Below are 24930 nucleotides of genomic sequence, written 5' to 3' on the forward strand. Positions count from 1 at the left end.
CATGCGGGCCGTCCTGGTGGTCAATCCAAAGGCCACCACCACCAGCGAACGCAGCCGGGACGTGCTTGTCCGGGCGCTGCGCAGCGAAGTCGACCTCAGCGTGCGCTACACCCGTCGGCGTGGGCACGCCATGGCGTTGGCCCGGGAGGCCGCCGCGGAGGGCGTCGACCTGGTCGTCACCCTGGGTGGCGACGGCACGGTGAACGAGGTGGTGAACGGTCTGATGACGGCCGACCCGCCGAAACTCGGCGACGACGCCTCGATGGCCGAGCGGCTGCCCGCGCTGGCGACCGTTCCGGGCGGCAGCACCAATGTGTTCGCCCGCGCGCTGGGTCTGCCCCGGGAGTGGCCGGAGGCGACCAGCATGATCCTGGAAGGGCTGCGGCTGGGCCGGAGCCGGACGGTGGGGCTGGGCCGCGCGGACGACCGCTACTTCACGTTCTGCGCCGGGTTCGGCCTGGACGCCGCGGTGATCCACCGGGTGGAGCAGGCTCGGCGCAAGGGACGGGTGTCCACGCCGACGCTGTACCTGCGCTCGATCATGAACCAGTATTTCCTCGCCTCGGACCGACGGCATCCCGCGATCAGCCTGGAGCGTCCGGGTGAGCAGCCGGAGGCCGAGTTGGCCACCGTCATCATCCAGAACACGGCGCCCTGGACGTACCTGGGCGACCGGGAGGTCAACCCGAACCCGGCGGCCTCGTTCGATCTCGGGCTGGACGTGCTGGCGTTGCGTCAGCTCCGGGTGGCTAGCACAACACGGACAGTGACGCAGTTCCTGTCCCGGCGGCCCGATCCGCGAGGTCGGCAGGTGTTACGACTCCATGACACGCCGGAGTTCACCCTGGTCTCCAGCCGCCCGCAGGCGTTCCAGCTGGACGGCGACTATCTCGGCGAGCGGGAGAAAGTCAGATTCACCTCCGTTCCGGCCGCACTGAGAGTAATCTGCTAGGTCTCGGGTACTGCCCTTGGTCGACACGGTGGCCACAGCCGCATCGACTGGTCGCCGCCACACCGAGGGGCAGGTGCCGGAAATGTCAGCAATGTCACGCGGACTGTACTATATTGATCCTCGGCTGTGGCACGGCGGGTAACCAGGAAAGCACTGGAATCCGGACAAACAGGTTGTGGGCTTGCTCACCGCCCGGAGTTTTTCCGAGCGTCACCCTTGACATCACGAGCGTTCGTGAAAGTATTCACAAGCGAACTTGAGTTACCGGGACATTGCCTGGATATGCTCGTCAGGTTGAGCTGTTCCAGCAGGTCCCCGGCGCTGACCGCCTGCTCACGCACTGCCGAATGGTCGGACGCTAACTGTCACCACCGGCACTGCGGATGCATATAGGAAAAGCACGACAAGCAATTGTTGCCACCCATCCAGAATGAGGAGTGTTGCCGCCATGGACTGGCGTCACCATGCTGTCTGCCGCGACGAGGACCCGGAGCTGTTCTTCCCGATCGGGACGTCCGGGCCGGCTCTCCTGCAGGTCGAGCAGGCCAAGGCCGTCTGCCGGCGCTGCTCCGTGACCGACCAGTGCCTGCAGTGGGCGCTCGAGTCCGGTCAGGACGCCGGCGTCTGGGGCGGAATGAGCGAGGAGGAGCGGCGCGCCGTGAAGCGGCGTGGCGGCCTCCGGGTGCTGCGCGCTCACTCCGCCTGATCCCCCAACGACACAGCTGAACGCCCCGGTGGGTTGACCCGCCGGGGCGTTCCGCTGTCCGGGCACCGATCACCGTGCCGGGGCGGTCACCCCGTCGACGCGGGCACCGGCCGGTCGTCGACCCGCCGCAACACCAACTCGACCAACTCCGGCGCGTCGGTCAACGGTCCGGCGACCGACACTGCGCCCGCCGACCGAGCCGCCTCGGCCACCGCGTCGTGAAACAGACCGGGAGCCAGGAAGTACGCGCACACCGCGACTCGCCGCGCGCCGGCCGCCCGCAGCCGGGACACCGCCACACCCGCCGCCGGCGGAGCCGCCGAGGCGTACGCCACCCGGCACGGCACCCCGAGATCCTGGGCGAGCGCGTCCGCGACCCGACCCACCGACCGGCGCGCCCGCGCGTCCCGGGTGCCCGCCGCCGCCAGCACCAGCGCGTCGAAGCGGCCCGGACGCGCCTCGTCGATCCGGCGGCGCAACCCGCCCAGCAGCCCCGCGTCGACCGTCCCGTCCGCCGGGCCGAGCACGTCGGTCACCCGTACCGCGAGCGGTGGTCCGCTCTGCGCCGCCGCGGCGACCGCCGCCGGGATGTCCACCCGATGGTGGTACGCGGCAGTCAGCAGCAGCGGCACCAGCACCGCCCGACGGTGACCGGCCACCGCCAGGTCACGCAGCACCGCTGTCGGCCCCGGGTCGGTGTGGTCCAGCCAGCTCGCCCACACCGGCGTGCCCGGGCGGGCCGCCGACACGGCCCGGGCCAACGCCCGGGTGGCTTCGGCAGCTCGTGGGTCACGGCTGCCATGCGCGACGAGCACCACCGGATCGGCCCCGCCGGCCGCGCCCGGGCCGGTCGGGGTCGTCGCCGGTGAGGTCAGACGTGCAGGCCGCACTCGGTCTTCTCGAACATGGCCCAGCGCCCGGCCCGCGCGTCCTCGCCGGCCTTCGTGCGGCGGGTGCACGGCCAGCAGCCGATCGACCCGTACCCCTGCTTGAACAGCTCGTTCACCGGCACGTTGAAGCGGGCGATGTAGGCGTCCACATCCCGCTGCGACCACGCCGCGATCGGGTTGACCTTGACCTTGCCGCGCCGCGCGTCGAAGGTCACCACGGGCGTGTTGGCCCGGGTCGGTGACTCGTCCCGGCGCAGGCCCGCAGCCCAGGCGTCGTACCCGGTCAGCGCCCGCTCCAGCGGCTCCACCTTGCGGAGTTGGCAGCAGTCGTCGGGCGACTTGTTGAACAGCCGGGGGCCGTACTGGCCGTCCTGCTGACCGACGGTGAGTCGCGGCCGGATCGACCTGACGTTCACCGGAAGCGTCCGGGCGACCTCGTCGCGCACCCGGAGCGTCTCGGGGAAGTGCAGACCGGTGTCGAGGAAGACCACGTCCACGCCCGGAGCCACCCGGGACACCAGGTGGGCCAGTACGGCGTCGGCCATCGAACTGGTGACGCAGAACCGGTCGCCGAAGGTCTGCGCCGCCCAGCGGGCGATCTCCAGAGCCGGGGCACCCTCCAGGTCCCGGGCCGCCTGCTCGGCCAGGGCGCGCAGCTCGTCCGGGTCTCGCCGGGCCGGATCGGTGGGCGTCGGGCCACCCGGACCGACCAGGCGCAGACTCGCGGCGGAGACGAGACTCATCGGGTCACCGCCCGGGAGAGCAGACCGGTGAACTTCACCGAGAAGACGCGGGTGCAGGCGTGGCACTCCCACGCGCCGTGCCCCGCCTCGTGCGGCCGCAGGTCCTCCTCGCCGCAGTACGGGCAGTACAGGGGTGCCGCTCGGTTCTCGCTGCTCACCGCAGGTCCTCCTCGTCGACTCTGATCACCCAGTTGGCGAACGTCTCGCCCTCGCTCCGACCGGCCAGGTAGCGGCGGGCCAGCCGTTCCACGTACTCCGGAAGCTCATCGGCGGTGGTCTTCAGACCGCGCAGCTTGCGCCCGAACCCGGCGGTCTGCCCCTGCGCCATGCCCAACCCGCCACCCAGGTGCACCTGGAAGCCCTCCACCTGCCGACCGTCCGGGCCGACCACCAACTGACCCTTGAGACCGATGTCGGCCACCTGGGTGCGCGCGCACGCGTTCGGGCAACCGTTGATGTGGATCGAGATGTCCGCGTCGAAGTCGCGCAGCCGCTGCTCCAGCCGGGCCACCAACTCCTCGCCACGGGCCTTCGTCTCGACGATCGCGAGCTTGCAGTACTCGATGCCGGTGCACGCCATCGTGCCGCGCCGCCAGGCCGAGGGCCGGGCCTCCAGGCCGATCCCGCGCAGCGCGTCGACGAGCGACTCCGTCCGCTCCGACGGCACGTCGAGCACCAGCAACTTCTGGTACGGGGTGAGGCGCACCCGGTCGCTGCCGTGCGCCTCGACCACGTCGGCCAGTCGGCTGAGCTGGGCTCCGGAGACCCGCCCGACCACCGGGGCCGCGCCCACGTAGTGCCGACCGTCGGCCTGCTCGTGCACGCCCACGTGGTCGATCGGCTTCGACGGCAGGGTCGGTGCCGGGCCGTCGAGCAACGTGCGGCCGAGGTAGTCCTTCTCCAGGACCTCCCGGAAGCGCTCCACACCCCAGTCGGCCACCAGGAACTTCAGGCGGGCCCGGTTGCGCAGCCGGCGGTAGCCGTAGTCGCGGAAGATGCCGACCACACCTGCCCACACGTCCGGCACCTCGGCCAGCGGCACCCAGACACCGAGCCGTTGGGCGAGCATCGGGTTGGTGGAGAGGCCACCGCCGACCCAGACGTCGAAGCCGGGGCCGTGCTCGGGGTGGTCGACACCGAGGAAGGCGATGTCGTTCGACTCGTACGGGGTGTCGACGAGCCAGGAGATCGACGTCTTGAACTTGCGGGGCAGGTTGGAGAACTGTTTGTCGCCGACGTACCGCGCGACGATCTCGTCGATCGCCGGGGTCGGGTCGAGCAGCTCGTCGCGGGCCACCCCGGCGACCGGGCTGCCCAGCACGATGCGCGGGCAGTCGCCGCACGCCTCGGTGGTCTGCAGACCGACCGACTCCAACCGACGCCAGATCTCCGGCATGTCCTCGACGCGGATCCAGTGGTACTGGATGTTCTGCCGGTCGGTGATGTCGGCGGTGTCCCGCGCGAACTCCCGGGAGATGTCCGCGATCACCCGGAGCTGGGCCAGGCTGAGCTGGCCGCCGTCGATGCGGACCCGGAGCATGAAGAACTCGTCCTCCAGCTCGTGCGGCTCCAGCACGGCGGTGCGCCCGCCGTCGATGCCCGCCTTGCGCTGGGTGTAGAGACCCCACCAGCGGAACCGGCCGCGCAGATCCTGCGGGTCGATGGAGGCGAAGCCGCGGTGCGCGTAGATGGTCTCGATGCGCGCTCGGACGTTGAGCGGGTCGTCGTCCTTCTTGATCCGCTCGTTGGGGTTGAGCGGCTCACGGTGGCCGAGCGCCCATTGACCTTCGCCTCGGGGCCGGCGCGGCGCGCGGGTCGGGCGAGCTGTCGGGTCCTCGGAACGGGCCGGGATGCTGCTGACCGCCATCGCGGCGTCCTCCGTTGTCTGCTGTGCCTCGGGTACGCGGGGCGCGGCGGCCGGCCCGCGAGAGCGGGCGGGGACAACGGTGTCTGAGACAGCCGGCGCGGAGCGCGCCCGAGACGGATTGGTCGGGCGTCGTCAGTAGGCCGGACAGATCGCGCTGCGCACGCGGCCGTAATCGACGTGGCGACGTGCCACGAAGCGGCGGACGACTGCGGCGGTCATGCGCCCATGCTGCCACACCCCAAGGGGGCCGGCCAATGTCCGCGTGCTGGATCCCACATCACGGGCCGACGGTCAGCCGACCAGTTGGTCACCAAGGATGGTTCGGGCACAACGCCTCACGAGCCGCCGCCTGACGCACACCGCCTGCCGCCGGCTGACACCCACGGGCGGCATGACCGTGGCAGGCTCGGACCGTGGGCGGATTGTCCGACAAGTCGAGCGGGGCGGCGTGGGACCACCTGCGCCGCCTACCGGTCTGGCTCCCCCCGGCACTGGTGACCCTGGCGGTGACGGTGACCGGGCTTGGCTCCGCCCAACTCTGGCGCGACGAGCTGGCCACCTGGAGCGCGGCCACCCGGTCACCCACCGATCTGGCCCGGCTGGCCGACACCATCGACGCCGCCACCGGGCCGTATTACCTGCTGATGCACGTCTTGACCAGGATCGTCGGCGACTCCACGATCGCCCTGCGCGCGCCGGCGGTGCTGGCGATGACCGTGGCGGCCGGGCTGCTCGCCGTGCTCGGCGCACAGCTCGTCGACCGGCGCTGCGGTCTCTTCGCCGGTCTGCTGTTCGCTGTCCTGCCCGGCACCTCCCGCTACGGCCAGGAGGCCCGCCCGTACGCGCTGGCCACCATGCTCGCGGTGCTCGCCACACTGCTGCTGGTGACCGCGCTGCGCCGCCCGACCTGGGCGCGTTGGGCCGGATACGCCGCCGCGATCACCGCACTCGGACTCATCCACCTGATCGCTCTCACAGTGCTCGCCGCGCACGCGCTGGTCGTCGCGCTCGCCTGGTGGCGCGGTCCCGCCGATGCGGGCGTCGGCACTCGGGGCCACACCACAGTGGTGCGGGACCGGCGGTTGTGGCGGTGGGTGGTGGCCGTGGTTCCGGTGGTGCTGCTGGCCGGTCCGTTGCTGGTCAAGGCCCGGACCCAGCAGTCCCGGCAGCTGAACTGGGTCGGTCTGGCTCGGCTGGACGACCTGACCGCGCTGCCCGGCGGCGTGGCCCAGAGCAGTGTGGTCGGCGGCTTACTGCTCGGGGTGGCCGCGCTGGGCACGGCCCGGCTCGGGCGGCGCGCTCTGCTGCCGGTGAGCGCGGTACTGCTGCCCGTGCTGCTGCTCTTCGCCGCCGGCGCTGCCGTACCCCTGTGGGTGCCCCGGTACCTGGTCTTCGTTGTCCCCTTCGCGTGTCTGCTGGCGGGCGCGGCGCTGGCTGCGGTGGCCGCACCGGCCGCGCTCGCCGTGGTGGTCCTGGCCGGGCTGCTCGGCCTGCCCGACCAGGCCGCGCTGCGGCGGACCCACGAGTGGCCGCGCAACGCGCCGGTGGACTACGCGGGCGCGGCACGGGTGATCGGTGACGGTCAGCGGCCGGGCGACGCGGTGGTCTACTCGCCCCGACACAGCTGGCTCTTCCTCGACCTCGGCATCGAATACCACCTCCACGACCCGCCCCGCGATGTGCTGGTCACCGAGGACGAGGCCCGCCGGGGGGACCTGTGGGCCGCCGAGTGCCCCCAACCGGCGCAGTGCCTGGCCGGTACGCCACGGGTCTGGCTGGTCGTCACCGGCCGACACACCGATCCGCTGACCGCTGTGCCCGGCGCCAAGGGCGACGCGCTCCGCGCCCAGTTCACCGTCACCCAGGTCTGGCCGCGCCCCGGCCTGACCGTCGCCCTGCTGACCCGCCCCGCCAGTTGACCCGGCTACGACGAGCCCCGGCAACGGGCGGGACAGTGCGCTCTCAGGCCTGTGAGCGGCCGTCCGGGGCGTTACGCGCCAGCGGGACGACCAGCACCGCCTCGGTGCCGCCGTTGGCTCCGGCGCGCAACTCGATGGTGCCCCGCAACTCCCCGGTGACCAGGGCCCGGACGATCTGGAGGCCGAGTCGACTGGCACGTTCGGCGTCGAAGTCCGGTGGCAGACCGCGGCCGTTGTCGGCCACCGAGACGTGCAGCATCTTGCGGAACCGATGCGCCGAGACCACCACCTCGGGTCGCAGCTCCGGGTCGACCTCGGGCACGGCGACCGGCACCATTCCGGAGGCAGCGGCGGTCAGGGGTTCGTCCGCCTCGTCGCTCGGCGGGAAGCCGTGCTCGACGGCGTTGAGCAGCAGCTCGTTGAGAACCATCACCAGCGAGGTGGCGATCTCCGCCGGCAGCACGCCGAAGCTGCCCCGCCGTCGCATGCCGACGCTCACCTCGGTCGCCGCGACCTCGGTCGCCGCGCTGGCGACCCGGTCGACGATGCCGTCGAACTCGACCGCCTCGTCGCTGGACATGGAGAGCGTCTCGTGCACCAGGGCGATCGAGGCGACCCGGCGTACCGACTCCTCCAGCGCGACCCGCGCCTCCGGCATGGCCACCCGGCGGGCCTGCAGGCGCAGCAGCGCGGCCACCGTCTGAAGGTTGTTCTTCACCCGGTGGTGGATCTCCCGGATGGTGGCGTCCTTGGTGATCAGGGCCCGGTCACGGCGGCGGACCTCGGTGATGTCCCGGACCAGCACCAGCGCGCCGATCGGCACCCCGGCGGGCATCAACGGCAACGCCCGGGTGAGCATCGTGGCACCTCGTGCGTCGATCTCGCGTCGGGGCGGCGCCTCACCCCGCAGCGCGGCCAGGATGCCGTTCGCCGCCTCGGTGCCGTCCAGCGGGTCACCAGCCAGTCGGCGGTGCAGCGCGGCCAGGTCTTCGCCCACCAGGTGGGAGGCGTAGCCCAACCGGCGGTACGCGGACTGGGCGTTCGGGCTGGCGTAGGTGACCTTCCCCCCGGCGTCGAGCCGGACCAGGCCGTCGCCGACCCGGGGTGCGGAGGTGGTCTCGCCCGGATGCCGGGGCGGCGGGAAGGTGCCGTCCGCGATCATCTGCGCCAGGTCGTCCGCGGTGGTCAGGTAGTTGAGTTCCAGCTGGCTGGGCGTACGCGCGGTGGACAGGTTGGTGTCCCGCCCCACCACGGCGATCACCTCACCGGCCTCCCCCTCGACGGTCCGCAGCCGGACCGGGATCGCCTCGTGTCGGGCCGGCACGTCGCCGTACCAGACCGGGTCGCCCTCCCGCCAGATCCGGCCCTGGGAGTACGCCACGCTCAGGTGGGCCACCTCCGGCCCGCCGACGATGCGCCCCACCTGGTCGTCCTGGTACGCGGTGGGTGCGGTGGTCGGGCGGACCTGGGCGACGCAGAGGAACGTGCCGTCGGCGTCGACCGGCACCCAGAGCAGCAGGTCGGCGAAGGACAGATCGGAGAGCAGTTGCCAGTCGCCGGCGATGCGGTGCAGGTGGTCGATGTCGGCCGGACGGAGATGGGTGTGCTCCTCGGCGAGGTCGCGCAGCGTGGACACGGTGACCAGGGTGCCACGCCGTGCCTCACATCGTCGCGGTGACCTTCTTCAACCCGCGTGGCGCGTCCGGGTCCTCACCACGGGTGAGGGCCAGAGCCAACGCCAACCGCTGCAACGGCAGGATGTCCAGCAGTGGGGCGTAGCGCTCGTCGACCTCGGGAACCGCCAACCTGGTGGCCCCCGCCACCTCCGCGGAGCCGACCACCACCACGTCGGCGCGGCGTTCGCCGAGGCGGGGCAGCACCTCACCCATCGACCGTCCACCGGGGCCGGAACCGACGACGGCGAGCACCGGGACCTCCGGGTCGGTCATCGCGAGCGGGCCGTGCAGCAGGTCGGCGCCGGAGAAGGCGAGCGCCGGCAGGTACGACGTCTCCATCAGCTTCAACGCGGCCTCCCGGGCGGTCGGGTACGCGTACCCCCGCCCGGTGGTGACCAGTTGCTGGGCGAACCGGTAGCGCGGCGCGAGCCGGGTCGGCGTGTCGTCGGCGAGGGTGCGCGCGGCCAGTTCGGGCAGCGCGTCGAGCGCCTCCCGTTCGGCCGCCGGGAGCACGCCGTCGCCGGCCCGGATCCCCTCCACGAGCATCAGCAGGGCGAGCAGCTCGGCGGTGTACGTCTTGGTGGCGGCCACCGCCCGCTCGTGCCCGGCGGCGATGTCGACGCTCAGCTCGGCCACGTCGACGAGCGGCGAGTCGGGGGCGTTGGTCACCGCGAGGGTCAGCGCCCCGGAGGCCCGGGCGGCGCGGAGCACCTCGGCCAGGTCGGGCGAACCGCCACTCTGGCTGACCCCGACGACCAACGCGTCGGACAGGTCGGGACGGGCGCCGAACAGGGTGACCGCGCTGGGCGAGGCGAGCCCGGCGGGCAGGCCGAGCCGGATCTCGGTCAGGTACGCCCCGTAGAGGGCCGCGTGGTCGGACGTGCCCCGGGCCGTGAAGACCACGTGCCGAGGGCGGCGTTCGGCGATGACCGCCGCCACCCGGGCGATCTCGGCGGCGTTGGCGGCGGAGAGCAGCCGCGCGTAGCCGGCCGGCTGCTCGTCGATGTCGGCGGCCATGCCGGCCCCTGGGCGTGTCACTAACACTCCTCCCCTGCGCGGTTACCGCGCGTTTCCTGCTCAGTCTTGCACCTTTCCACGTGGTTGAGCAATCGAACGAGCAGGAGTGCGCAGATGATCACCGAATGATCCCAATATCAACTACGCTTGGCCCGCTGCATCCGGTCGAGTCTGCGACGAGAGGACGACGTGCCCGAGGGAACGGACGATGCCGCGCTCTCCGCGACGGAGGAACTGGCGCTGGCCCGGCTGGCCCTGGACGAGGGCGACCTGCACCACGCCGCGGGCCACCTCGCCGGGGCGTTGGCGCGGGCTCCCACCCTGCCCGAGGTGCACGAGACGCTGGCCCGGCTCGCCGCGGTGAGCGACGGCGGCCTCGACCTCTTCCCGATCAACCACCACACGTTCGTGGGTGCCGTCGTCGCCCGCGCTCACCTGCTCGCCACCGCCGGTCGACCCGCCGAAGGGCTGGAGCTGTTGGCCGCGGCGACCGCGTACGCGCCCGGCGCACCGTGGGCCGAAGTCCCGTGGGTCACCGCGCCCGAGCTGGCCGAACGGCTGGACCCGGAGCACATCGCCCGCGTCCTCATGCAGGTGTGCGCCGCGCTGCCCGACCCCGTGCCACGGCTCGGCCGGGGGGCCCTGACGCCGTACCTGACACTGGCCCGCAACGCGGTCACCGTGCACCCCGAGCACAGCCTGCTGCTGGGTGCGGCGTCCGCGCTGGCCCGCCGCATCGGCGAAGCCGCCCTGGCGGTCCGCTGGGCCGCCCGAGGGGTACGCGCACAACAGTCGAAGATGGGCGAGGTCTGGCTCGGGTACGCGTACCGCAGCGCCGGCCGGACCCGCGACGGCCTCGCGGCTCTCGGTCGGGCCGTCGAGCTGGACCCCGACGACCTGGCGATCTACGCGGACATCGCCGGCACCCTGGCCGACAGCGGCCGGCTGGACGAGGCGCTGGAGTGGGCCGAGCGGGCGCTGGCACGCGACCCGTCGTTCGACTGCGCGGTGCACACCGCACACCGCCTGCGGCACCTCCGCGACGGCGACCTGGCCCACCTGGTCGCGCTCGCGGACTTCGTCCGGGACCACCCCGACGACAGCCACGAGCACGGCGACCTGGCCCAGTGCTGCCGGGCCCGGCCCTGGCTGGGTCAGCTGACACCGGCCGACGGCCCGCTACTCGACGCGATGCGCCGGGCGGTGGCCGACGACGACAACGGCCTGGGCGGCGCCGTACGCCTGGCCGCCCCCGCCCCGCCGAGCGCCGTCCGGACGGCGACGTCGGCCGCCCCCGGGCTGCGGATCGAGGTCGTCGGGGGCGCGTCGGAACCGGACCCGCGCGAGCCTCGGCGGGCGTCCGCGCAGCAGTTGTGGCGGTACGCGGACGACGTACCCACACCCGCGCTGCCGACCCCGTCGGCGACGGCCGTCGAACGGATCGGGCAGATCGCGCATCCGGCGTGGCCCCACCCACCCGCGGCGTACGACGCGGCGGTGAGCCTGGCCGGTCTGGACCTGGCCGACCTTCTCGGCCTGCTGGTGCACCCGCCCGCAGCCCCGGCCAACGCGGTGGGTCGACTGCTGGCCGCCCACGACCCGTCGGTCTGGGTCCGGGGTGTGCAGGTGTGGGCCTGCCTGGGTCTGCTGCACCACCGCACGGACGAGCCGTGGGAGGGTTCGACCCGCCGCCGGGTGCTGCTCGACCTGGTCTGGGGCGTCGAGGACTGGATCACCGAGGCGGCGATGTTCGCCCTGGTCACCGCAGCCTGGGTGGACCCCTCGGTACGCTCGGACGTGGCGCGGGTGGTGGCGGAACGGCTCGCCGACGCGGCCGCCGTGGCGCGGACCCGGCCGGTCCCGATCGCCGCCTCACTGGCCCACCTGGCGCTCGCCGCCCCGGAGTCGGACCCGGCCACCGCGGCACTCGCCACTGAACTGCTCGGCGCGCGTTCCGCCCGGGTCCCCCGTCCCCGCAATCCGCTCCGCCGCCTCTGGCGACGCCTGCTTCGCCGGTAGCCGCGCGTTCGTTCCCGGGGAGAACGCACGCCGCGCCGCCCCGGACGGGACGACGCGGCGTGCGACGCGGGTGTTGATCAGGCGACGGGGGCCTTGCCGAGAGCGACCTCGGCCTCCTCCTCCGGGGTGGCCTGCGGCGGCGCCTCGTTGGCGGTCCGCAGCGGGATCTCCTTGATGAACCACGCGAGCACCGGGATCACGACGGTGAACAGCACCGCCCACAGGAACACGTGCGAGATCGCGTCGGCGAGACCGCCGAGCACCAACTCGCGCGCCTGGGCGGGCAGTTCCTTGAGCTTCGCCAGGTCCATGCCGGCGCCGGCCTCGCCGCCGCCGAAGGCCCGGCCACCCTCGGAACCGGCCAGCCGGTTGGCGAAGATCGCCCCGAACAGCGAGATGCCGAACGAACCACCGATGGACCGGAAGAAGGTCGCCGCGCCGCTGGCCGCGCCGAGGTCCTTCTGCTCCACGCTGTTCTGCGCGATCAGCATCGACGTCTGCATGAGGAAGCCCATGCCGACACCGAGCACGATCATGTAGAGCGAGGACGTCAGCTTGCTGGTGTCGGTGTCGAGCATGGACAGCAGCGCCATGCCGCCGGCCATCACCACACCACCGACGATCGGGTACGCCCGGTACTTGCCGTTCTTGGTGATCGCCCGACCGATGACCAGCGAGACGACGAGCATGCCGAACATCAGGGGCAGCAGCAGCAGACCACTGTTGGTCGCCGACGCGCCCTGCACCGTCTGCTGGTAGAGCGGCAGGAAGTTCATCGCGCCGAACATCGCGAAGCCGAGCAGGAAGCCGATCACCGAGATCAACGCGAAGTTGCGGTTGGCGAAGAGCCCCAACGGCAGGATCGGCTCCTGGACCCGGCGCTCCACGAGGCCGAACGCCACCAACGCGAGCACGGCCAGGACGGCCAGGCCGAGGATCTGCGGGGACGTCCAGTCGTACTCGTTGCCGCCCCAGGTGGTGATGAGCACGATCGCGGTGATGCCGACCGAGAGCAGACCCGCGCCGAGCCAGTCGATCCGGTGCTCGGTGCGGTACTTCGGCAGGTGCATCGTGGTGATCAGCACGAGCAGCGCGACCCCGCCCAGCGGCAGGTTCACGTAGAACGCCCAACGCCAGGAGAGGTGGTCGGTGATGAAGCCGCCGACCAGCGGGCCGGCGACCATGGCGATCGCCATGATGCCGGCGATCATGCCCTGGTAGCGGCCACGCTCGCGGGGCGGGACCAGGTCACCGATGATCGCCATCACGCCGACCATGAGGCCGCCGGCGCCGAGGCCCTGCACGGCCCGGAACGCGATCAGCTGGACCATGCCGTCCTGCGGGCCACCGAGCATGCCGGAACCGGCCATGCCGCAGAGGGCGGAGCCGACGAGGAAGATGACGACCGAGGTCAGGAAGACCGACTTGCGGCCGTAGAGGTCACCGAGCTTGCCCCAGATCGGGGTGGAGACGGTGGTGCCCAGGACGTACGCGGTGACGACCCAGGTGAAGTGGTTGAGGCCGCCGAACTCGCCGACGATCCGCGGTAACGCGGTGCTGACGATCATGTTGTCGAGCATCGCGAGCATCATCGCGATCATCAGCCCGAACAGCACGACCCGGATGTTGTTGGGTCGCGTGCCGGCCTGGGTTGCCTGTGTCATGGGTAAGCTCCCCCCGAGGATTGCCATACTTACTTGCCGCCCGGCTAGTCACCTTACTAGCCGCACGGTAAGTTGGGCAGCAAGCAGCGGTCAAGCGAATTGGGGGGCGTGGGTGAGGGAGAGCACAGGCGGCGGCACGCGGCAGCGGATCAAGACCGTCGCGCTCGAGCTCTTCACCGAGCAGGGGTACGAGAAGACCTCGCTCCGGGAGATCGCCGAGCGCCTCAACGTCACCAAGGCCGCGCTCTACTACCACTTCAAGAGCAAGGACGACATCGTCGCCAGCTTCGTCGAGGACCGGCTGGAGCAGATCGACGCGCTGACCGCCTGGGCCGAGTCGCAGCCCGCGACCCTGGAGACCCGGCGCGAGCTGGTCGCCCGTTACGCCGAGACGATGTTCGGCGGCGAGATGCCGTCGGTGATGCGCTTCTTCGAGCAGAACCAGACGGTGCTGAAGAGTCTCGCCGCCGGCCAGCAGATGCGCGGCCGGATGATGACGCTCGCCGACGCGCTCTGCCGCGGTGACGACTCCCCCCGAGCCCAACTACGGGCCACCCTGTCCCTGTTCGCGGTGCACGGCAGCTGGTTCGCGCTGCGCGCACCGCACATCAGCGACGACGAACGTCGCAAGATCGCTTTGGAGGTGGCCGACGAGTTGCTGGCCGCCATCGGTACCGACCCCGCGCAGCCCGCGCAGCCCGCGCCGCCCCCACCGCCCGCGCCGCCCGCGCCGCCCGCGCCGGCTGATCCAACCGCGACGCCACACCAGGGCGCGACCGGCCCGGCCAACTGACCGGAGATCGGCTCAACATCAGGGTTGTTGCTGCCTCCCGCGCGTCGGAGGCAGCAACAACCCTGATGTTGCGCGGATCTTGACGACGGGCGCGGCGCGGGCGGCGCCGCGCGGGCGGCGCGGGCGGCGCGGCGCGGGCGGCGCGGCGCGGGCGGCGCGGCGCGGGCGGCGGTTCAGCCTTGGGTCAGACTCAGCCGCAGGCCGAGCAGGTCCACCCCCGGGGCCGGCGACCAGTCCTTCTCCGGCGCGCGGACGAACCCCAGCCGCTCGTAGAGCCGGTGCGCCGACTGGGCCAACCCGGCCCGGACGCAGATCACCACCGCCGTGCAGCCCAACTCGGTCGCCCGGGCCACACACGCCTGCGCCAGCGCGGCCCCGACACCCCGCCCCTGAGCGCCCGGGTCGACAGCGAGCATCCGGAACTCCGCCTCACCCGGCCCGGACAGCTCGGCGAATCGGGTGCCCGGCAGCACGAAGGTCACCGAGCCGAGCACCGCGCCGGTCGCCTCGTCCACCGCGACCAGCACCTCGCCGCTGGCGGCCCGGGTCGACACGTCCGCCAGCACCGCACCGTAACCGTGTTCGCCCTTGAGCTGACCATCCGCCTCGTACGCGGCCACGGTCAGCCGAGCCACCGCCGGGAAGTCGGCCGGCTCGGCCGGACGGACCCGCAGCCCGGTCAAGCAATCACCGCGATCAGGTCGCCGTCCTGCACGACGTCGCCCTCGTGCACGGCGAGCTGCTGGATAACACCCTCGGACTCGGCGATGACGGGGATCTCCATCTTCATCGACTCGAGGATCACCAGGGTGTCGCCCTCGGCCACCGTGTCACCAGCCGTGGCGACGACCTTCCAGACGTTCGCCACCATCTCGGCGCGGATCTCCTCGGCCATGCCCGGGCCCTCCCTCTTCGCGATGTGTCTGCTGTCGTATCCAATCATGCGCCGAACAGCGGCGGGCGCACAGCAGCACAGCGGGGATGGCACATCCGCCCTGGGGAAGGCGGCGGGTGTCGACAGCACTACCATCAGCGGGTCGGACCCGACGCCGGACGGCCGGTGGGTGCACCCGCTCCGAGGTCGTGCGCAGGACGGATCCGACCCATCACGAGGAGGTCAGCATGGCGAAGAAGTCCCGGAAGAAGAAGGCCCGTAAGAAGAGCGCCGCGAACCACGGCAAGCGCCCCAACTCCTGAACGAGTCGGCGGGCCCACGGCCCGTCACCGATCAGCCCGACCCGGCCGACGCCGGGCACACCGGTGGCCCGGGTCGAATCGACCCGGGCCACCGGTTTCGGTCAGTCAGACGCGTCGAGGCTCAGTCGGCCAGCTCGCGGGAGTCACTGGTCTCGAAGACCACCAACTCGGTGAGCTTGACCCGCAGCCGCTCGCGCAGCTCGTCCGGCGCGGTCTCGTTGCCGCAGCAACGCGCCACCAGCGCCCGCACCTCCTGCTCCAGCCCGTACTCGCGCAGGCAGGGCCCGCACTCGTCCAGGTGGTGCCGGATCAGCGAGCGCCGCTCGTCGGCGCACTCCAGATCCAGGTAGAGGTAGACCTCCGCGAGCACCTCGCGGCAATCCGTCTCGTGCGGCTCCCCACAGCTCACGTCACACCTCCCGGCCGGCAGCGGCGGCGCTGGAGCCCTTCGACGAGCGGGCGGCACTGAAGCCCCGCTCCCCGGCGTAGCGCTCAAGCAGCTTGCGCAGATTACGACGACCCCGGTGCAGACGCGACATCACGGTGCCGATCGGCGTGCCCATGATGTCCGCGACCTCCTTGTAGGAGAAGCCCTCGACGTCGGTCAGGTAGACGGCCAGGCGGAACTCCTCCGGCAACTGCTGGAGGGCCTCTTTCACGTCGCTGTCCGGCAGCCGGTCCAGTGCCTCGGTCTCCGCCGAACGCAACCCGCTGGAGGTGTGCGACTCAGCCTCGGCGAGCTGCCAGTCGGTGATCTCCTCGGTCGGCGCCTGAATCGGCTGGCGCTGCCGCTTGCGGTAGGAGTTGATGTAGGTGTTGGTCAGGATCCGGTAGAGCCAGGCCTTCAGGTTCGTGCCCTGCTCGAACTGGTGGAAGGCGGCGTACGCCTTCAGGTATGTCTCCTGGACCAGGTCCTCGGCATCCGCCGGGTTGCGTGTCATCCGCAGCCCAGCAGCGTAGAGCTGATCGACGAATGGCATCGCGTCCCGCTCGAATCGGGCCCTGCGCTCGTCCGTCTTCTCGGTGGTCAACCGCACATCCCCTCGCGTCGGATGCTTTCCCGCCGAGGATACGCGCACGGACCTGCCCGCAGATTCACTTCCGGCCGGTGTGCCCGTGCTCACCGCACCCACCCCGCCCGGCTGCGCCGTCGCGGGCCACTCCGGACCGTCCAGCAGCCGCTTCAGCTGCCGGGCGTCCCGCTCGTCCCGTTTCAGGCTCCGTGTCTCGGTCGGCACCGGTCACCCCCCTCGCAGAAAAGTCGTCCGGGGTTTGTAACGCGAGATGACCACTGGGGCATTCCAGCCGGCCCTCCCCCTTTCCTGGTCCCGGCCCCGACGGCGGCCGGCGCTGGGACCAGGAAGGGCCTGGGAGGACTGGTGCCGCCGACTCGAACCGGCCCGGTGGCACCATCCGATGCAACGACCCTCGCCCGGCACCGGAAACGGTCGCCCGGGGTGGAGCAATCCAGCCGGCACCGGAACGGTCGCCCGGGGTGGAGCAACCCAGCCGGCACCGGAACGGGCGCCCGACTGAGGCGGCCCAACCCGGCACCGGAAACGGTCGCGCGGGGCGAAGCATCGCCGCCGCGTGGCGCTGGTCCCGGCCGGGCTGGTCAGTCGGCCGCCCAGCCCTGGGCTCGCAGCCAGTCCCGTACGGCAGCGGCCGTTCCCACCGGATCGCGCCGCAGGTCGTGCGTCTCCCCCGGTCGGCTGACCACCTGCACCCCCGGCGTCGGCTCCGGGGTGCCGAACGGATCCCGGTCGCCGTTCACGACGAGCGTCGGCAGGCCGGTGCCCAGTTCGGCGGCGCGCGAGCGCTCCGGCCGCCCCGGCGGGTGCAGCGGGAAGGCCAACGCGACCACACCGGCCGCGCCCACCGCGCGGGCCGTCCGACAGGCCACCCGCGCACCGCTGGAACGCCCGCCGACCAGCACCGTCGACAGGTCGGCGTGCCGCTCACGCAGCACGGCGAGCACCGCCGTCCAGGCCTCGTCGAGGTGGCTCGCCGGTGCGGGCGCACGTCGACCGGCGACCCGGTAGGGCTGGGTCACCCGGACCACCACCAGGCCGGCTGCGACCGACGCGTCCCGGACCGCGAGCAGGTCAGGCGCGTCGACGCTGCCGCCCGCCCCGTGCCCGAGCACGAGTAGTGCGGTGGCCGGGCGGGTCGGCAGGTCGGTGGTGATCCCCGCCGGACCGCGCGGGGTGTCTGTCTGGTCGCTGGTTGACACCGGCCCATTCTGCGCCGCGTGACGGACGGCAGGTGGCGGACCGGGCCGCTGGTCAGCTCAGCGGGACCAGGGTGAGTAGCCGGTCACGCACCGGCGGACCGGCGTCGTCGACGGCGTCCGGGTCGGGTTCGACCTCGCCCCGCCAGGCGACGAGCATCGCCCGCCGCTCGCGGGGCGTGGTGGCCCCCCAGACGCCGTGGCAGTCACCGACGTCGAGGGCCCAAGCCAGGCAGGACCCCTGCACATCACAACTGCGGCACAGCGCCACCGCAGCGTCCGCCGGTTCGTTCGGTGCCGGAAAGAACGTCTCCGGATCGACGCTCTGACAGGTGCCCCTGGTGCGCCACGCGTCGTCTTGTCGCCGTTCCCGCACTGCCCGCAGCAGTCGCGGATCTCGCCGCGCCGCTGCCACCTCGTGCGGGCGGGGCATACGCGCCCGTGTCATCCACCCACCTCCCCCGTGGGACCGGCAAGATCGATGGACGTCGTCCGCCCCGTGCGAATCGACGGCCACTACCGGCGCTGTGTTCTATCGCACTTCGTGACGCCGGGACAAGGGTCTGCCGGGAACATGACTGAACAGCCGGGAGACGAATCGCGCTCAACCCCATCAAATCGGTGCGCGACGATATGCTTTCGCCTCAGAACAGGGTCAGCTCCTGCGGTGCCACCATCGGCGGGACCGACACCCGGGCCGTCAACTGCGGGCCGTCGTTACGAACGTCGCCCACCGCCGCACCCACCGGCCGGATCTCCAACCCCGCCAACTGCTCGGCCGACGCCGGCGCCAGCAACCGCTCCGGCTCGTCGGTCGGCGCCAGCCACGACGACCACGCCTCGGGTGGCAACAGCACCGGCATCCGGTCGTGCACCTCGGCCAGGTCGCCGAGCGCCGCGGTGGTCAGCACGCTGAAGGTGAGCCGCGAATCGGCGCCGGACTCCCAGAGCGACCAGATGCCGGCGAGGGCGAGCACGGAACCGTCGCTGGGCGTCATGTAGTAGGCCTGCCGCCCGCCGTCGGGCTGACGCACCCACTCGTACCAGCCGTCGGCCGGGACCAGGCAGCGGCGGCGGGAGAACGACCCGGCGTACGCCCGACTGGTGGCCACCGTCTCCACCCGCGCGTTGATCATGCGCGCGGCACCGGCGGCGGACCGGGACCAGTGCGGCAGCAGACCCCAGCGGCCGACGCAGAGACTGCGGTGCCCCTCCGGGCTCATCCGCACCAGCGGCACCCTGTCGGTCGGCGCGACGTTGTGGTCCGGTCGGAGCGGGCCGTCGGTGTCGTCGGACGACTCGAACAGCGCGCTCAACTCGCCGGAGCTCCGGGTCGTCGCGTACCTGCCGCACATGGTGCACACGCTAACGCGTGGGAGGCCCTGTCGGCTGTCCCGCCAACCGGGAGTCGGACCGCCGGCTCACGCCGCCCCCCGGCGGACACGGCAGAATGTAACCGTGGGGAACCTGACCGCGACCCGGCCGCCGCAGCCGTGGACCGCACCGACCGCTTCCGATCCGGTGGCGGCGACGCTGCGCCTGCCCGGTTCCAAGTCGATGACAGCGCGCGCCCTGGTGCTCAGCGCGCTGGCCGCCGGTCCGTCGACGCTGGCCAGGCCGCTCCGGGCCCGCGACACCGAGTTGATGGCGGCCGGCCTGCGCGGCATGGGCGCGCACGTGTCGATCAGCGACGACGAGCGGTGGCTCGTCCGGCCGCACCCGCTGGCCGGTCCCGCGCACGTCGACGTGGGGCTGGCCGGCACCGTGATGCGCTTCGTGCCACCGGTGGCCGGGCTGGCCGACGGGCAGGTCACCTTCGACGGCGACCCGTACGTCCGCACCCGGCCCCTCGGCCCGCTGGTCGCGGCGCTGCGCTCGCTGGGCGTCCGGATCGACGTCCCCGGCACGGGCAGCCTGCCGCTGACCGTGTTCGGCACCGGCCGGGTCACCGGGGGCGAGGTGGTCATCGACGCGTCCGCCTCCAGTCAACTCGTCTCCGGCCTGCTGCTGGCGGCACCGCGCTTCGACCGGGGCGTCGTGGTGCGCCACGTCGGCCCACCGGTGCCCTCCGCGCCGCATCTCCGGATGACCGTGCAGATGCTGCGTGCCGCCGGCGCGGCCGTCGACGACACCACCCCCGACGTCTGGACCGTCGAGCCCGGCCCACTGAGCGGGCGCGGCTGGGATATCGAGCCGGACCTCTCCGGCGCGGTGCCGTTCTTCGCCGCCGCCCTGGTCACCGGCGGTGAGGTGACCCTCCAGGGCTGGCCGCACAGCAGCGCGCAACCGGTCGAGCAGCTCCGCTCGCTGCTGCAACGGATGGGCGGCGAGGTCACCCTCTCCACCGACGGGCTGACAGTCCGGGGCACCGGTGTGGTGCACGGCCTGACCGCCGACCTGTCCGACGTCGGCGAGCTGACCCTCGTGCTGACCGCGCTGGCCATGCTGGCCGACTCGCCGTCGGTCTTCACCGGCGTCGGGCACATCCGCGGCCACGAGACCGACCGGCTCGCCGCGCTGGCGCGGGAGTTCAGCGGGCTCGGGGCGGACATCACCGAGACACCGGACGGGTTGGAGATCCGCCCTCGCCCCCTGCGCGGCGGGACCTTCCGCACCTACCACGACCACCGGATGGCGCACGCCGCCGCGGTGACCGGCCTCGCCGTTCCCGGCATCGAACTGGACGACGTGGGGTGTACCTCCAAGACGATGCCCGAGTTCCCGGCACTATGGTCAGCGATGGTGACCGGAAAGTGAGCGTCCGGACGCCCACTGAGAGCTGACGCGAGAAGAGGACAGGTCCTGGCGACCAGACGGCGGGAGTACGACGAGGACGACGTACGGGTTCGGCCCGGAAAGTCGTCACGGCCGCGTACGCGCACTCGACCCCGGCACGCCGACGCCGTGGACGGCTTCGTCATCGCCGTCGACCGGGGGCGCTACACCTGTGTGCTGTCCGGCGCCGAGCGCGGCACGGTCGGGGCCGAGCTGCCCACGGTGACCGCGATGCGTGCCCGTGAGCTGGGCCGCAAGTCGGTGGTCGTGGGCGACCGGGTCAGCCTGGTCGGAGACACGTCCGGCGCGGAGGGCGCCCTGGCCCGCATCGTCCGGATCGCCGACCGCCGCTCGGTGCTGCGCCGCACCGCCGACGACGACGAGACCACCGCCGAGGGCCGGTTGGAACGGGTGGTGGTGGCCAACGCCGACCAACTGGTGATCGTCAGCGCGTTGGCCGACCCACCGCCACGTACCGGGTTCATCGACCGCTGCCTGGTGGCCGCGTACGACGCGGACGTCGAGCCGCTGCTCTGCCTCACCAAGGCCGACCTGGCCGGGCCGGAGGAGGTGCTCGGCTACTACACCGAGCTGGAGCTGCCGTACGTGCTGAACCGCCCGGACTCCGACCTGGGCGCGCTGCGCGCCCTGCTCAGCGGCCGGGTGTCGGTGCTGGTCGGGCACTCCGGGGTGGGTAAGTCGACGCTCGTCAACCGGCTCGTCCCGGACGCCGCCCGGGCGGTGGGCGTGGTGAGTGCGATCGGCCGTGGTCGGCACACCTCCACCAGCGCGGTGGCACTGCGACTGCCCCCGGTGCCCGGGGTGGACACCGACCCGGGCTGGATCATCGACACCCCGGGCATCCGCAGCTTCGGGTTGGCGCACGTGTCCGCCGACAGCCTGCTGCACGGCTTCCCGGACCTGGTCGAGGGCACCGTCGAGTGCCCGCCCAACTGCCAGCACACGGCGGACGAGACCGATTGCGCGCTCGACGCCTGGGTGGCCGCCGGCAAGGCCGACCCGCGCCGGCTGGCGTCGTACCGCAGGCTTCTCGCCTCCCGCGCCGGCGAGGGCGACGCGCGCGGTGACAGCGACCAGCGCGGGCCGGGCGAGGGTGACCGGCGCGGGCCCGACGAGTGAGCCGGCGGGCGTCGGTTAGGTTGCCGGGATGACCGGGTACGCCGACGACCTCGCCCTCGCCCACCTGCTCGCCGACCGGGCCGACGCCATCTCCACGGCCCGGTTCCGCGCGCTCGACCTGCGCGTCGAGGCGAAGCCCGACCTGACTCCCGTCTCCGACGCGGACACCGCTGTGGAGCGCGAGATCCGCGCCCTGCTGGCCGCGCACCGGCCGACGGACGGGTTGCTGGGTGAGGAGTACGGCGCCGAGCCGTCCACCGACCCGGACGGCCGCCGGTGGATCATCGATCCGATCGACGGCACCAAGAACTTCGTCCGCGGCGTGCCGGTCTGGGCCACCCTGATCGCGCTCTACGACGGCGACCGGCCGGCGGTCGGCGTGGTGTCCGCCCCGACGCTGGGGCGGCGCTGGTGGGCGAGCGCGGGCGGCGGCGCGTACGCCGGGTCGGGCTCGGCCGACGGCGAGCGCATCGGAGTGTCGTCGGTACGCGGGATCGCGGACGCCAGCTTCTGCTACTCGTCGCTGGACGGCTGGGAGCGCGCCGGTCGGCTCGACGCGATGCTCGACCTGATGCGGGCGACCTGGCGGAGCCGGGCGTACGGCGACTTCTACGGTTACATGCTGCTGGCCGAGGGAGCACTGGACGTGATGGTCGAGCCGGAGTTGTCACTGTGGGACGTGGCGGCGCTGGTGCCGATCATCACCGAGGCGGGTGGCACGGTCACGGATCTGGACGGTCGACCGGCACCGGCCGGCGTCCCCGGCACCGACAGCAGTGTGGTGGCCACCAACGGTGTACTGCACGCCGACATCCTCACCCGGCTCGATCGGCCAGCCGAGCGCTGACCCCCGGCAACCTCTATCCTCGCCAGGTGGTCTCCTCCGGCTGGTGCTTCCTCGCGACGATGATCGTCGCGTACGGCTTCGCCAACCTCCTCCAGTCGGTGGCCGCGGCCCGCACAACGGTCCACCACACCTTCGACCCGGGCCTGCTGCTGCGCCTCGCCGGGCATCGGACGTACCTGGTCGGCCTGGGCTGTCAGATCGCCGGCTTCGTGCTGGCCTTCCTGGCCCGGCGGGACCTTCCGCTGTTCCTCGTGCAGGCCAGCGTGGCGGCCGGGCTTGGGGTGACCGCGATCCTCGGCGTGCTGGTGCTGAAGTGGCGGCTACCGACGGCCGAGGTGGTGCTGCTGGCGTTGCTCTTCGCCGGGATCACCGCGTTGGTGCTGTCCGCCCGCCCCGCGCCGTCGCGGCAGCTCGGCACGGCCGGCTCGATCGCCCTGCTGGTGGCGCTCGGCGTCATCGCGGTGCTCGGGGTCTTCGCCGTCCGGCTGCAGGGGGCGCCCGGTTCGGTGGCCCTGGGCTCGCTGGCCGGGCTGGCGTTCAGCTCGGCCGCGGTCGCCGCCCGGCCGTTGGCGTCCGCGTCGTCGGCCGAGGCGTTCCTCACCGACCCGTTGTTCTACCTGCTGATCGCCCACTCGGTCGTCGGTCAACTGCTGCTCGGCCTGGCCATGCAACGCGGTTCGACGACCGCGGCGGTCGCCGCGATGGACGCCGCCGGCGCGGTGCCGGCCGCGATCGTCGGCCTGCTGCTGCTCAACGACAAGATCTGGCCGGGTCGGGAGTGGCTGGCGGCGGCGGGCTTCCTGGTCACCCTGACCGCGGTGATCGGCCTGACCCGGTACGCGGAGCCGCAGCAGCAGCGCTCGGTGCCACGCAGCCGGGACCGGGCCATGGTCGCCGCCACCCGCTCCGGCTGACCCGGCTCAGCGGGCGTCCGCTGGTGTACGCCCCGCGCCCCGCGCCCCGCGCCCCGCGCCCCGCGCCCCGCGCCCCGCGCCCCGCGCCCAAGATCCTCACAACATCGGGGATGTTGCTGCCTCAGACACGCGGGAGACAGCAACATCCCCGATACTGCGCGGATCTTGACGACGATCCCCCGACGCGGGCGGCACGGCCCGACGCGGGCGGCACGGCCCGACGCGGGCGGCACGGCCCGACGCGGGCGGTGTCCGGCCTCGGCGTTCTAGGCTTCGACCGGCTTGCGGCGGCTCACCACCCGTTCGTAGAGGCGTTCCAGCGCCCCGGCGGTCCGCTCCCACGTGTAGCTGCTGCGGACCCGGTCCACCGCGGCGTGCCCGTAGGCGAACCGGCCGGCGTTGTCGGCGAGCAGCCGACGCAGCGAGATGCCCAGTGCCCGTACGTCGCCGGGAGGCACCAGCCGACCGGTGACCTCGTCGACGACGGCGTCCGCCAGGCCGCCCATGGCGTAGCCGATCACCGGTACGCCGCAGGCCATCGCCTCCAGTGAGACCCGCCCGGCCGAGGAGTAGTGCGGCGTGCAGGCGACCACGTCCGCCGACCGGTACCAGGTGGCCATCTGGTCGTGCGGCACCGCGCCGACGAGCCGTACCTGGTCGGCGACCCCGACCTGCTCGGCGAACTCCCGCAGACGTCGTGCCTCGGCGTGGTTGGCGAGCTGGTCGGTCGGTGGCCCGCCGGCGATGACCAGTTCGGCGTCGCCGACCAGCCGCATGGCCCGGATCAGGTCTTCCTGACCGTGCCCCGCCGACAGCGACCCCACCGAGAGGATGCGGGCCCGCTGTTCGCGGGGCGCCGCCTCACCGTCGGGGTGGAACTGCTCGATGTCGACACCGGCCGGCACCAGCGCGACGGAGCTGCGTTGCAGGCCCATCCGCGTCAGCTCGTCGACCTCGTCGTTCGACTGGGCGACGGCGATGTCGACCGCCCGGGTCAGCGCCCGCTCCAGGGTGATCCGCTCCCCCGGCCCGTCGTAGCGGCCGCCCAGGTGCCGCAGTTGCTCGACGCCGAGCGAGTGGAAGGTCTGGACGACCGGGATGTCGGTCTCCCGAACTGCGTGCGCGGCGGCCAGGCCACCGACCCAGTAGTGCCCGTGCACCACCTCGGGTCGCCAGGCGCCGGACCACTCGTCGGTCAACCAGCGGCCGAACTCCGTCACGAAGGGGATCAGCTCGGTGGTGGACAGTGGGGTGGGCGGGCCTGCGGGCACCCGGTGTACCTGGTAGCCGTCGACGTCGGTCGTCGCCGGGAGCCCTGGATCGTCCCTGCGGTCGTAGAGCCGGACGTCGTGGCCCCGTTCGGCCAACTCGGCGGCGACCCGCGCGATGTGCTGACGGGTGCCGACCGGCGGGCCGTCGGCGTGGCGGTACGAACTGGCGTGCGCGCAGACGAGGCCGACGCGCATGGGTCACCTCCCTGCGATCTTTCCTCGGCAGTGGTCCTCCCGGTCAGAGCGTCCCATTAACCCCCCGACCCGGAGCCGAAACCTGGCAGATCAGGAAGAGTCCCCGCGAGTGCCG

At 72.5% G+C, this 24930-nt stretch carries 25 protein-coding genes; 9 read left to right on the top strand and 16 right to left on the bottom strand.

Annotation, left to right across the window (positions count from 1 at the left end):
- Position 1 precedes the first annotated feature (1 nt).
- Positions 2-952, top strand: a complete 951-nt coding sequence (locus tag O7616_RS00245; protein WP_282256829.1) for a diacylglycerol kinase family protein — start codon at positions 2-4, stop codon at positions 950-952.
- A gap of 448 nt (positions 953-1400) precedes the next feature.
- On the top strand, positions 1401-1658 hold the full coding sequence (locus tag O7616_RS00250; RefSeq protein ID WP_007072794.1) for a WhiB family transcriptional regulator: 258 nt from the start codon (positions 1401-1403) through the stop codon (positions 1656-1658).
- 86 nt (positions 1659-1744) lie between these two features.
- Here the strand turns inward: O7616_RS00250 and O7616_RS00255 are convergent, their stop codons facing one another.
- From O7616_RS00255 to O7616_RS00270, 4 genes are read right to left on the bottom strand one after another with little or no spacing between them, the layout of a single operon-like run.
- Complete coding sequence (locus O7616_RS00255) at positions 1745-2533, bottom strand: CbiX/SirB N-terminal domain-containing protein (RefSeq protein ID WP_282307799.1); 789 nt, start codon at positions 2531-2533, stop codon at positions 1745-1747.
- Complete coding sequence (locus O7616_RS00260) at positions 2530-3291, bottom strand: phosphoadenylyl-sulfate reductase (protein ID WP_282256828.1); 762 nt, start codon at positions 3289-3291, stop codon at positions 2530-2532. Before O7616_RS00260 ends, O7616_RS00255 begins: the two co-directional genes overlap by 4 nt.
- The gene (locus tag O7616_RS00265; protein ID WP_167393614.1) at positions 3288-3449 is read right to left on the bottom strand and encodes a hypothetical protein; all 162 of its coding nucleotides are present in this window, start codon (positions 3447-3449) and stop codon (positions 3288-3290) included. Before O7616_RS00265 ends, O7616_RS00260 begins: the two co-directional genes overlap by 4 nt.
- Positions 3446-5158: a nitrite/sulfite reductase gene (locus O7616_RS00270; protein ID WP_282305161.1), complete on the bottom strand. Its 1713-nt coding sequence runs from the start codon at positions 5156-5158 to the stop codon at positions 3446-3448. Before O7616_RS00270 ends, O7616_RS00265 begins: the two co-directional genes overlap by 4 nt.
- Positions 5159-5571: 413 nt before the next feature.
- Between O7616_RS00270 and O7616_RS00275 the strand changes: the two genes are divergently transcribed.
- The gene (locus O7616_RS00275) at positions 5572-7077 is read left to right on the top strand and encodes a glycosyltransferase family 39 protein (RefSeq protein WP_282305162.1); all 1506 of its coding nucleotides are present in this window, start codon (positions 5572-5574) and stop codon (positions 7075-7077) included.
- A 43-nt stretch (positions 7078-7120) separates the two neighbouring features.
- On the opposite strand, the gene O7616_RS00280 is transcribed toward O7616_RS00275, so the two are convergent.
- The gene (locus tag O7616_RS00280; RefSeq protein WP_282305163.1) at positions 7121-8713 is read right to left on the bottom strand and encodes a PAS domain-containing sensor histidine kinase; all 1593 of its coding nucleotides are present in this window, start codon (positions 8711-8713) and stop codon (positions 7121-7123) included.
- A gap of 25 nt (positions 8714-8738) precedes the next feature.
- A complete protein-coding gene (locus O7616_RS00285) occupies positions 8739-9770 on the bottom strand; it encodes an SIS domain-containing protein (RefSeq protein ID WP_282307800.1) in 1032 nt (343 codons plus the stop codon).
- 189 nt (positions 9771-9959) lie between these two features.
- Between O7616_RS00285 and O7616_RS00290 the strand changes: the two genes are divergently transcribed.
- Positions 9960-11789 (top strand): tetratricopeptide repeat protein, encoded by a 1830-nt coding sequence (locus tag O7616_RS00290; RefSeq protein ID WP_282305164.1) that lies wholly within the window; start codon positions 9960-9962, stop codon positions 11787-11789.
- Positions 11790-11866: 77 nt separating this feature from the next.
- Here the strand turns inward: O7616_RS00290 and O7616_RS00295 are convergent, their stop codons facing one another.
- On the bottom strand, positions 11867-13453 hold the full coding sequence (locus O7616_RS00295) for an MDR family MFS transporter (RefSeq protein WP_282305165.1): 1587 nt from the start codon (positions 13451-13453) through the stop codon (positions 11867-11869).
- A 112-nt stretch (positions 13454-13565) separates the two neighbouring features.
- Here O7616_RS00295 and O7616_RS00300 point away from each other — a divergent pair, with 112 nt between their 5' ends.
- Positions 13566-14246 carry a TetR/AcrR family transcriptional regulator gene (locus O7616_RS00300; protein WP_282305166.1) on the top strand — a complete coding sequence of 227 codons (681 nt, stop codon included), beginning with the start codon at positions 13566-13568 and terminating at the stop codon, positions 14244-14246.
- A 173-nt stretch (positions 14247-14419) separates the two neighbouring features.
- On the opposite strand, the gene O7616_RS00305 is transcribed toward O7616_RS00300, so the two are convergent.
- The 8 genes from O7616_RS00305 to O7616_RS00340 form a co-directional block, all read right to left on the bottom strand.
- Entirely contained in the window at positions 14420-14929 is a 510-nt protein-coding gene (locus O7616_RS00305; RefSeq protein WP_282305167.1) for a GNAT family N-acetyltransferase, read from the bottom strand.
- Positions 14926-15141, bottom strand: coding sequence for a biotin/lipoyl-binding carrier protein (locus tag O7616_RS00310; RefSeq protein WP_145779113.1), 216 nt, complete (start codon positions 15139-15141; stop codon positions 14926-14928). Before O7616_RS00310 ends, O7616_RS00305 begins: the two co-directional genes overlap by 4 nt.
- Before the next feature lie 211 nt (positions 15142-15352).
- Positions 15353-15535, bottom strand: a complete 183-nt coding sequence (locus O7616_RS00315; protein WP_282305168.1) for a hypothetical protein — start codon at positions 15533-15535, stop codon at positions 15353-15355.
- 29 nt (positions 15536-15564) lie between these two features.
- Complete coding sequence (gene rsrA, locus O7616_RS00320) at positions 15565-15852, bottom strand: mycothiol system anti-sigma-R factor (RefSeq protein WP_030336658.1); 288 nt, start codon at positions 15850-15852, stop codon at positions 15565-15567.
- A 1-nt stretch (position 15853) separates the two neighbouring features.
- Positions 15854-16681 carry a sigma-70 family RNA polymerase sigma factor gene (locus tag O7616_RS00325; RefSeq protein WP_282256819.1) on the bottom strand — a complete coding sequence of 276 codons (828 nt, stop codon included), beginning with the start codon at positions 16679-16681 and terminating at the stop codon, positions 15854-15856.
- A gap of 377 nt (positions 16682-17058) precedes the next feature.
- Positions 17059-17676, bottom strand: coding sequence for an alpha/beta family hydrolase (locus O7616_RS00330; protein ID WP_282305169.1), 618 nt, complete (start codon positions 17674-17676; stop codon positions 17059-17061).
- A 52-nt stretch (positions 17677-17728) separates the two neighbouring features.
- The gene (locus tag O7616_RS00335) at positions 17729-18121 is read right to left on the bottom strand and encodes a WhiB family transcriptional regulator (RefSeq protein WP_145779111.1); all 393 of its coding nucleotides are present in this window, start codon (positions 18119-18121) and stop codon (positions 17729-17731) included.
- A gap of 196 nt (positions 18122-18317) precedes the next feature.
- A complete protein-coding gene (locus O7616_RS00340) occupies positions 18318-19028 on the bottom strand; it encodes an SOS response-associated peptidase (protein ID WP_282305170.1) in 711 nt (236 codons plus the stop codon).
- Positions 19029-19131: 103 nt separating this feature from the next.
- Here O7616_RS00340 and aroA point away from each other — a divergent pair, with 103 nt between their 5' ends.
- The 4 genes from aroA (at position 19132) to O7616_RS00360 (ending at position 23349) form a co-directional block, all read left to right on the top strand.
- Positions 19132-20430, top strand: a complete 1299-nt coding sequence (aroA, locus tag O7616_RS00345) for a 3-phosphoshikimate 1-carboxyvinyltransferase (protein ID WP_282305171.1) — start codon at positions 19132-19134, stop codon at positions 20428-20430.
- 147 nt (positions 20431-20577) lie between these two features.
- Positions 20578-21588 carry a ribosome small subunit-dependent GTPase A gene (gene rsgA, locus O7616_RS00350; RefSeq protein ID WP_282256815.1) on the top strand — a complete coding sequence of 337 codons (1011 nt, stop codon included), beginning with the start codon at positions 20578-20580 and terminating at the stop codon, positions 21586-21588.
- 28 nt (positions 21589-21616) lie between these two features.
- Complete coding sequence (hisN, locus tag O7616_RS00355) at positions 21617-22435, top strand: histidinol-phosphatase (protein ID WP_282305173.1); 819 nt, start codon at positions 21617-21619, stop codon at positions 22433-22435.
- A 59-nt stretch (positions 22436-22494) separates the two neighbouring features.
- Positions 22495-23349: a hypothetical protein gene (locus O7616_RS00360; protein ID WP_282264767.1), complete on the top strand. Its 855-nt coding sequence runs from the start codon at positions 22495-22497 to the stop codon at positions 23347-23349.
- 266 nt (positions 23350-23615) lie between these two features.
- Here O7616_RS00360 and O7616_RS00365 read toward each other — a convergent pair whose 3' ends face one another.
- Positions 23616-24815: a glycosyltransferase gene (locus tag O7616_RS00365; RefSeq protein ID WP_282305175.1), complete on the bottom strand. Its 1200-nt coding sequence runs from the start codon at positions 24813-24815 to the stop codon at positions 23616-23618.
- Between the last annotated feature and the right edge of the window lie 115 nt (positions 24816-24930).

This window comes from Micromonospora sp. WMMD964, assembly GCF_029581455.1.
GTDB lineage: Bacteria > Actinomycetota > Actinomycetes > Mycobacteriales > Micromonosporaceae > Micromonospora.

What these genes read in the sequence shown, in the direction of transcription:
- O7616_RS00245 (WP_282256829.1), top strand. Translation starts at nt 2, where the DNA reads ATGCGGGCCGTCCTGGTGGTCAATCCAAAGGCCACCACCACCAGCGAA.
- O7616_RS00250 (WP_007072794.1), top strand. Translation starts at nt 1,401, where the DNA reads ATGGACTGGCGTCACCATGCTGTCTGCCGCGACGAGGACCCGGAGCTG.
- O7616_RS00260 (WP_282256828.1), bottom strand. Translation starts at nt 3,291, where the DNA reads ATGAGTCTCGTCTCCGCCGCGAGTCTGCGCCTGGTCGGTCCGGGTGGC.
- O7616_RS00270 (WP_282305161.1), bottom strand. Translation starts at nt 5,158, where the DNA reads ATGGCGGTCAGCAGCATCCCGGCCCGTTCCGAGGACCCGACAGCTCGC.
- O7616_RS00285 (WP_282307800.1), bottom strand. Translation starts at nt 9,770, where the DNA reads ATGGCCGCCGACATCGACGAGCAGCCGGCCGGCTACGCGCGGCTGCTC.
- O7616_RS00295 (WP_282305165.1), bottom strand. Translation starts at nt 13,453, where the DNA reads ATGACACAGGCAACCCAGGCCGGCACGCGACCCAACAACATCCGGGTC.
- O7616_RS00310 (WP_145779113.1), bottom strand. Translation starts at nt 15,141, where the DNA reads ATGGCCGAGGAGATCCGCGCCGAGATGGTGGCGAACGTCTGGAAGGTC.
- O7616_RS00335 (WP_145779111.1), bottom strand. Translation starts at nt 18,121, where the DNA reads ATGACACGGGCGCGTATGCCCCGCCCGCACGAGGTGGCAGCGGCGCGG.
- O7616_RS00340 (WP_282305170.1), bottom strand. Translation starts at nt 19,028, where the DNA reads ATGTGCGGCAGGTACGCGACGACCCGGAGCTCCGGCGAGTTGAGCGCG.
- hisN (WP_282305173.1), top strand. Translation starts at nt 21,617, where the DNA reads ATGACCGGGTACGCCGACGACCTCGCCCTCGCCCACCTGCTCGCCGAC.
- O7616_RS00360 (WP_282264767.1), top strand. Translation starts at nt 22,495, where the DNA reads ATGATCGTCGCGTACGGCTTCGCCAACCTCCTCCAGTCGGTGGCCGCG.
- O7616_RS00365 (WP_282305175.1), bottom strand. Translation starts at nt 24,815, where the DNA reads ATGCGCGTCGGCCTCGTCTGCGCGCACGCCAGTTCGTACCGCCACGCC.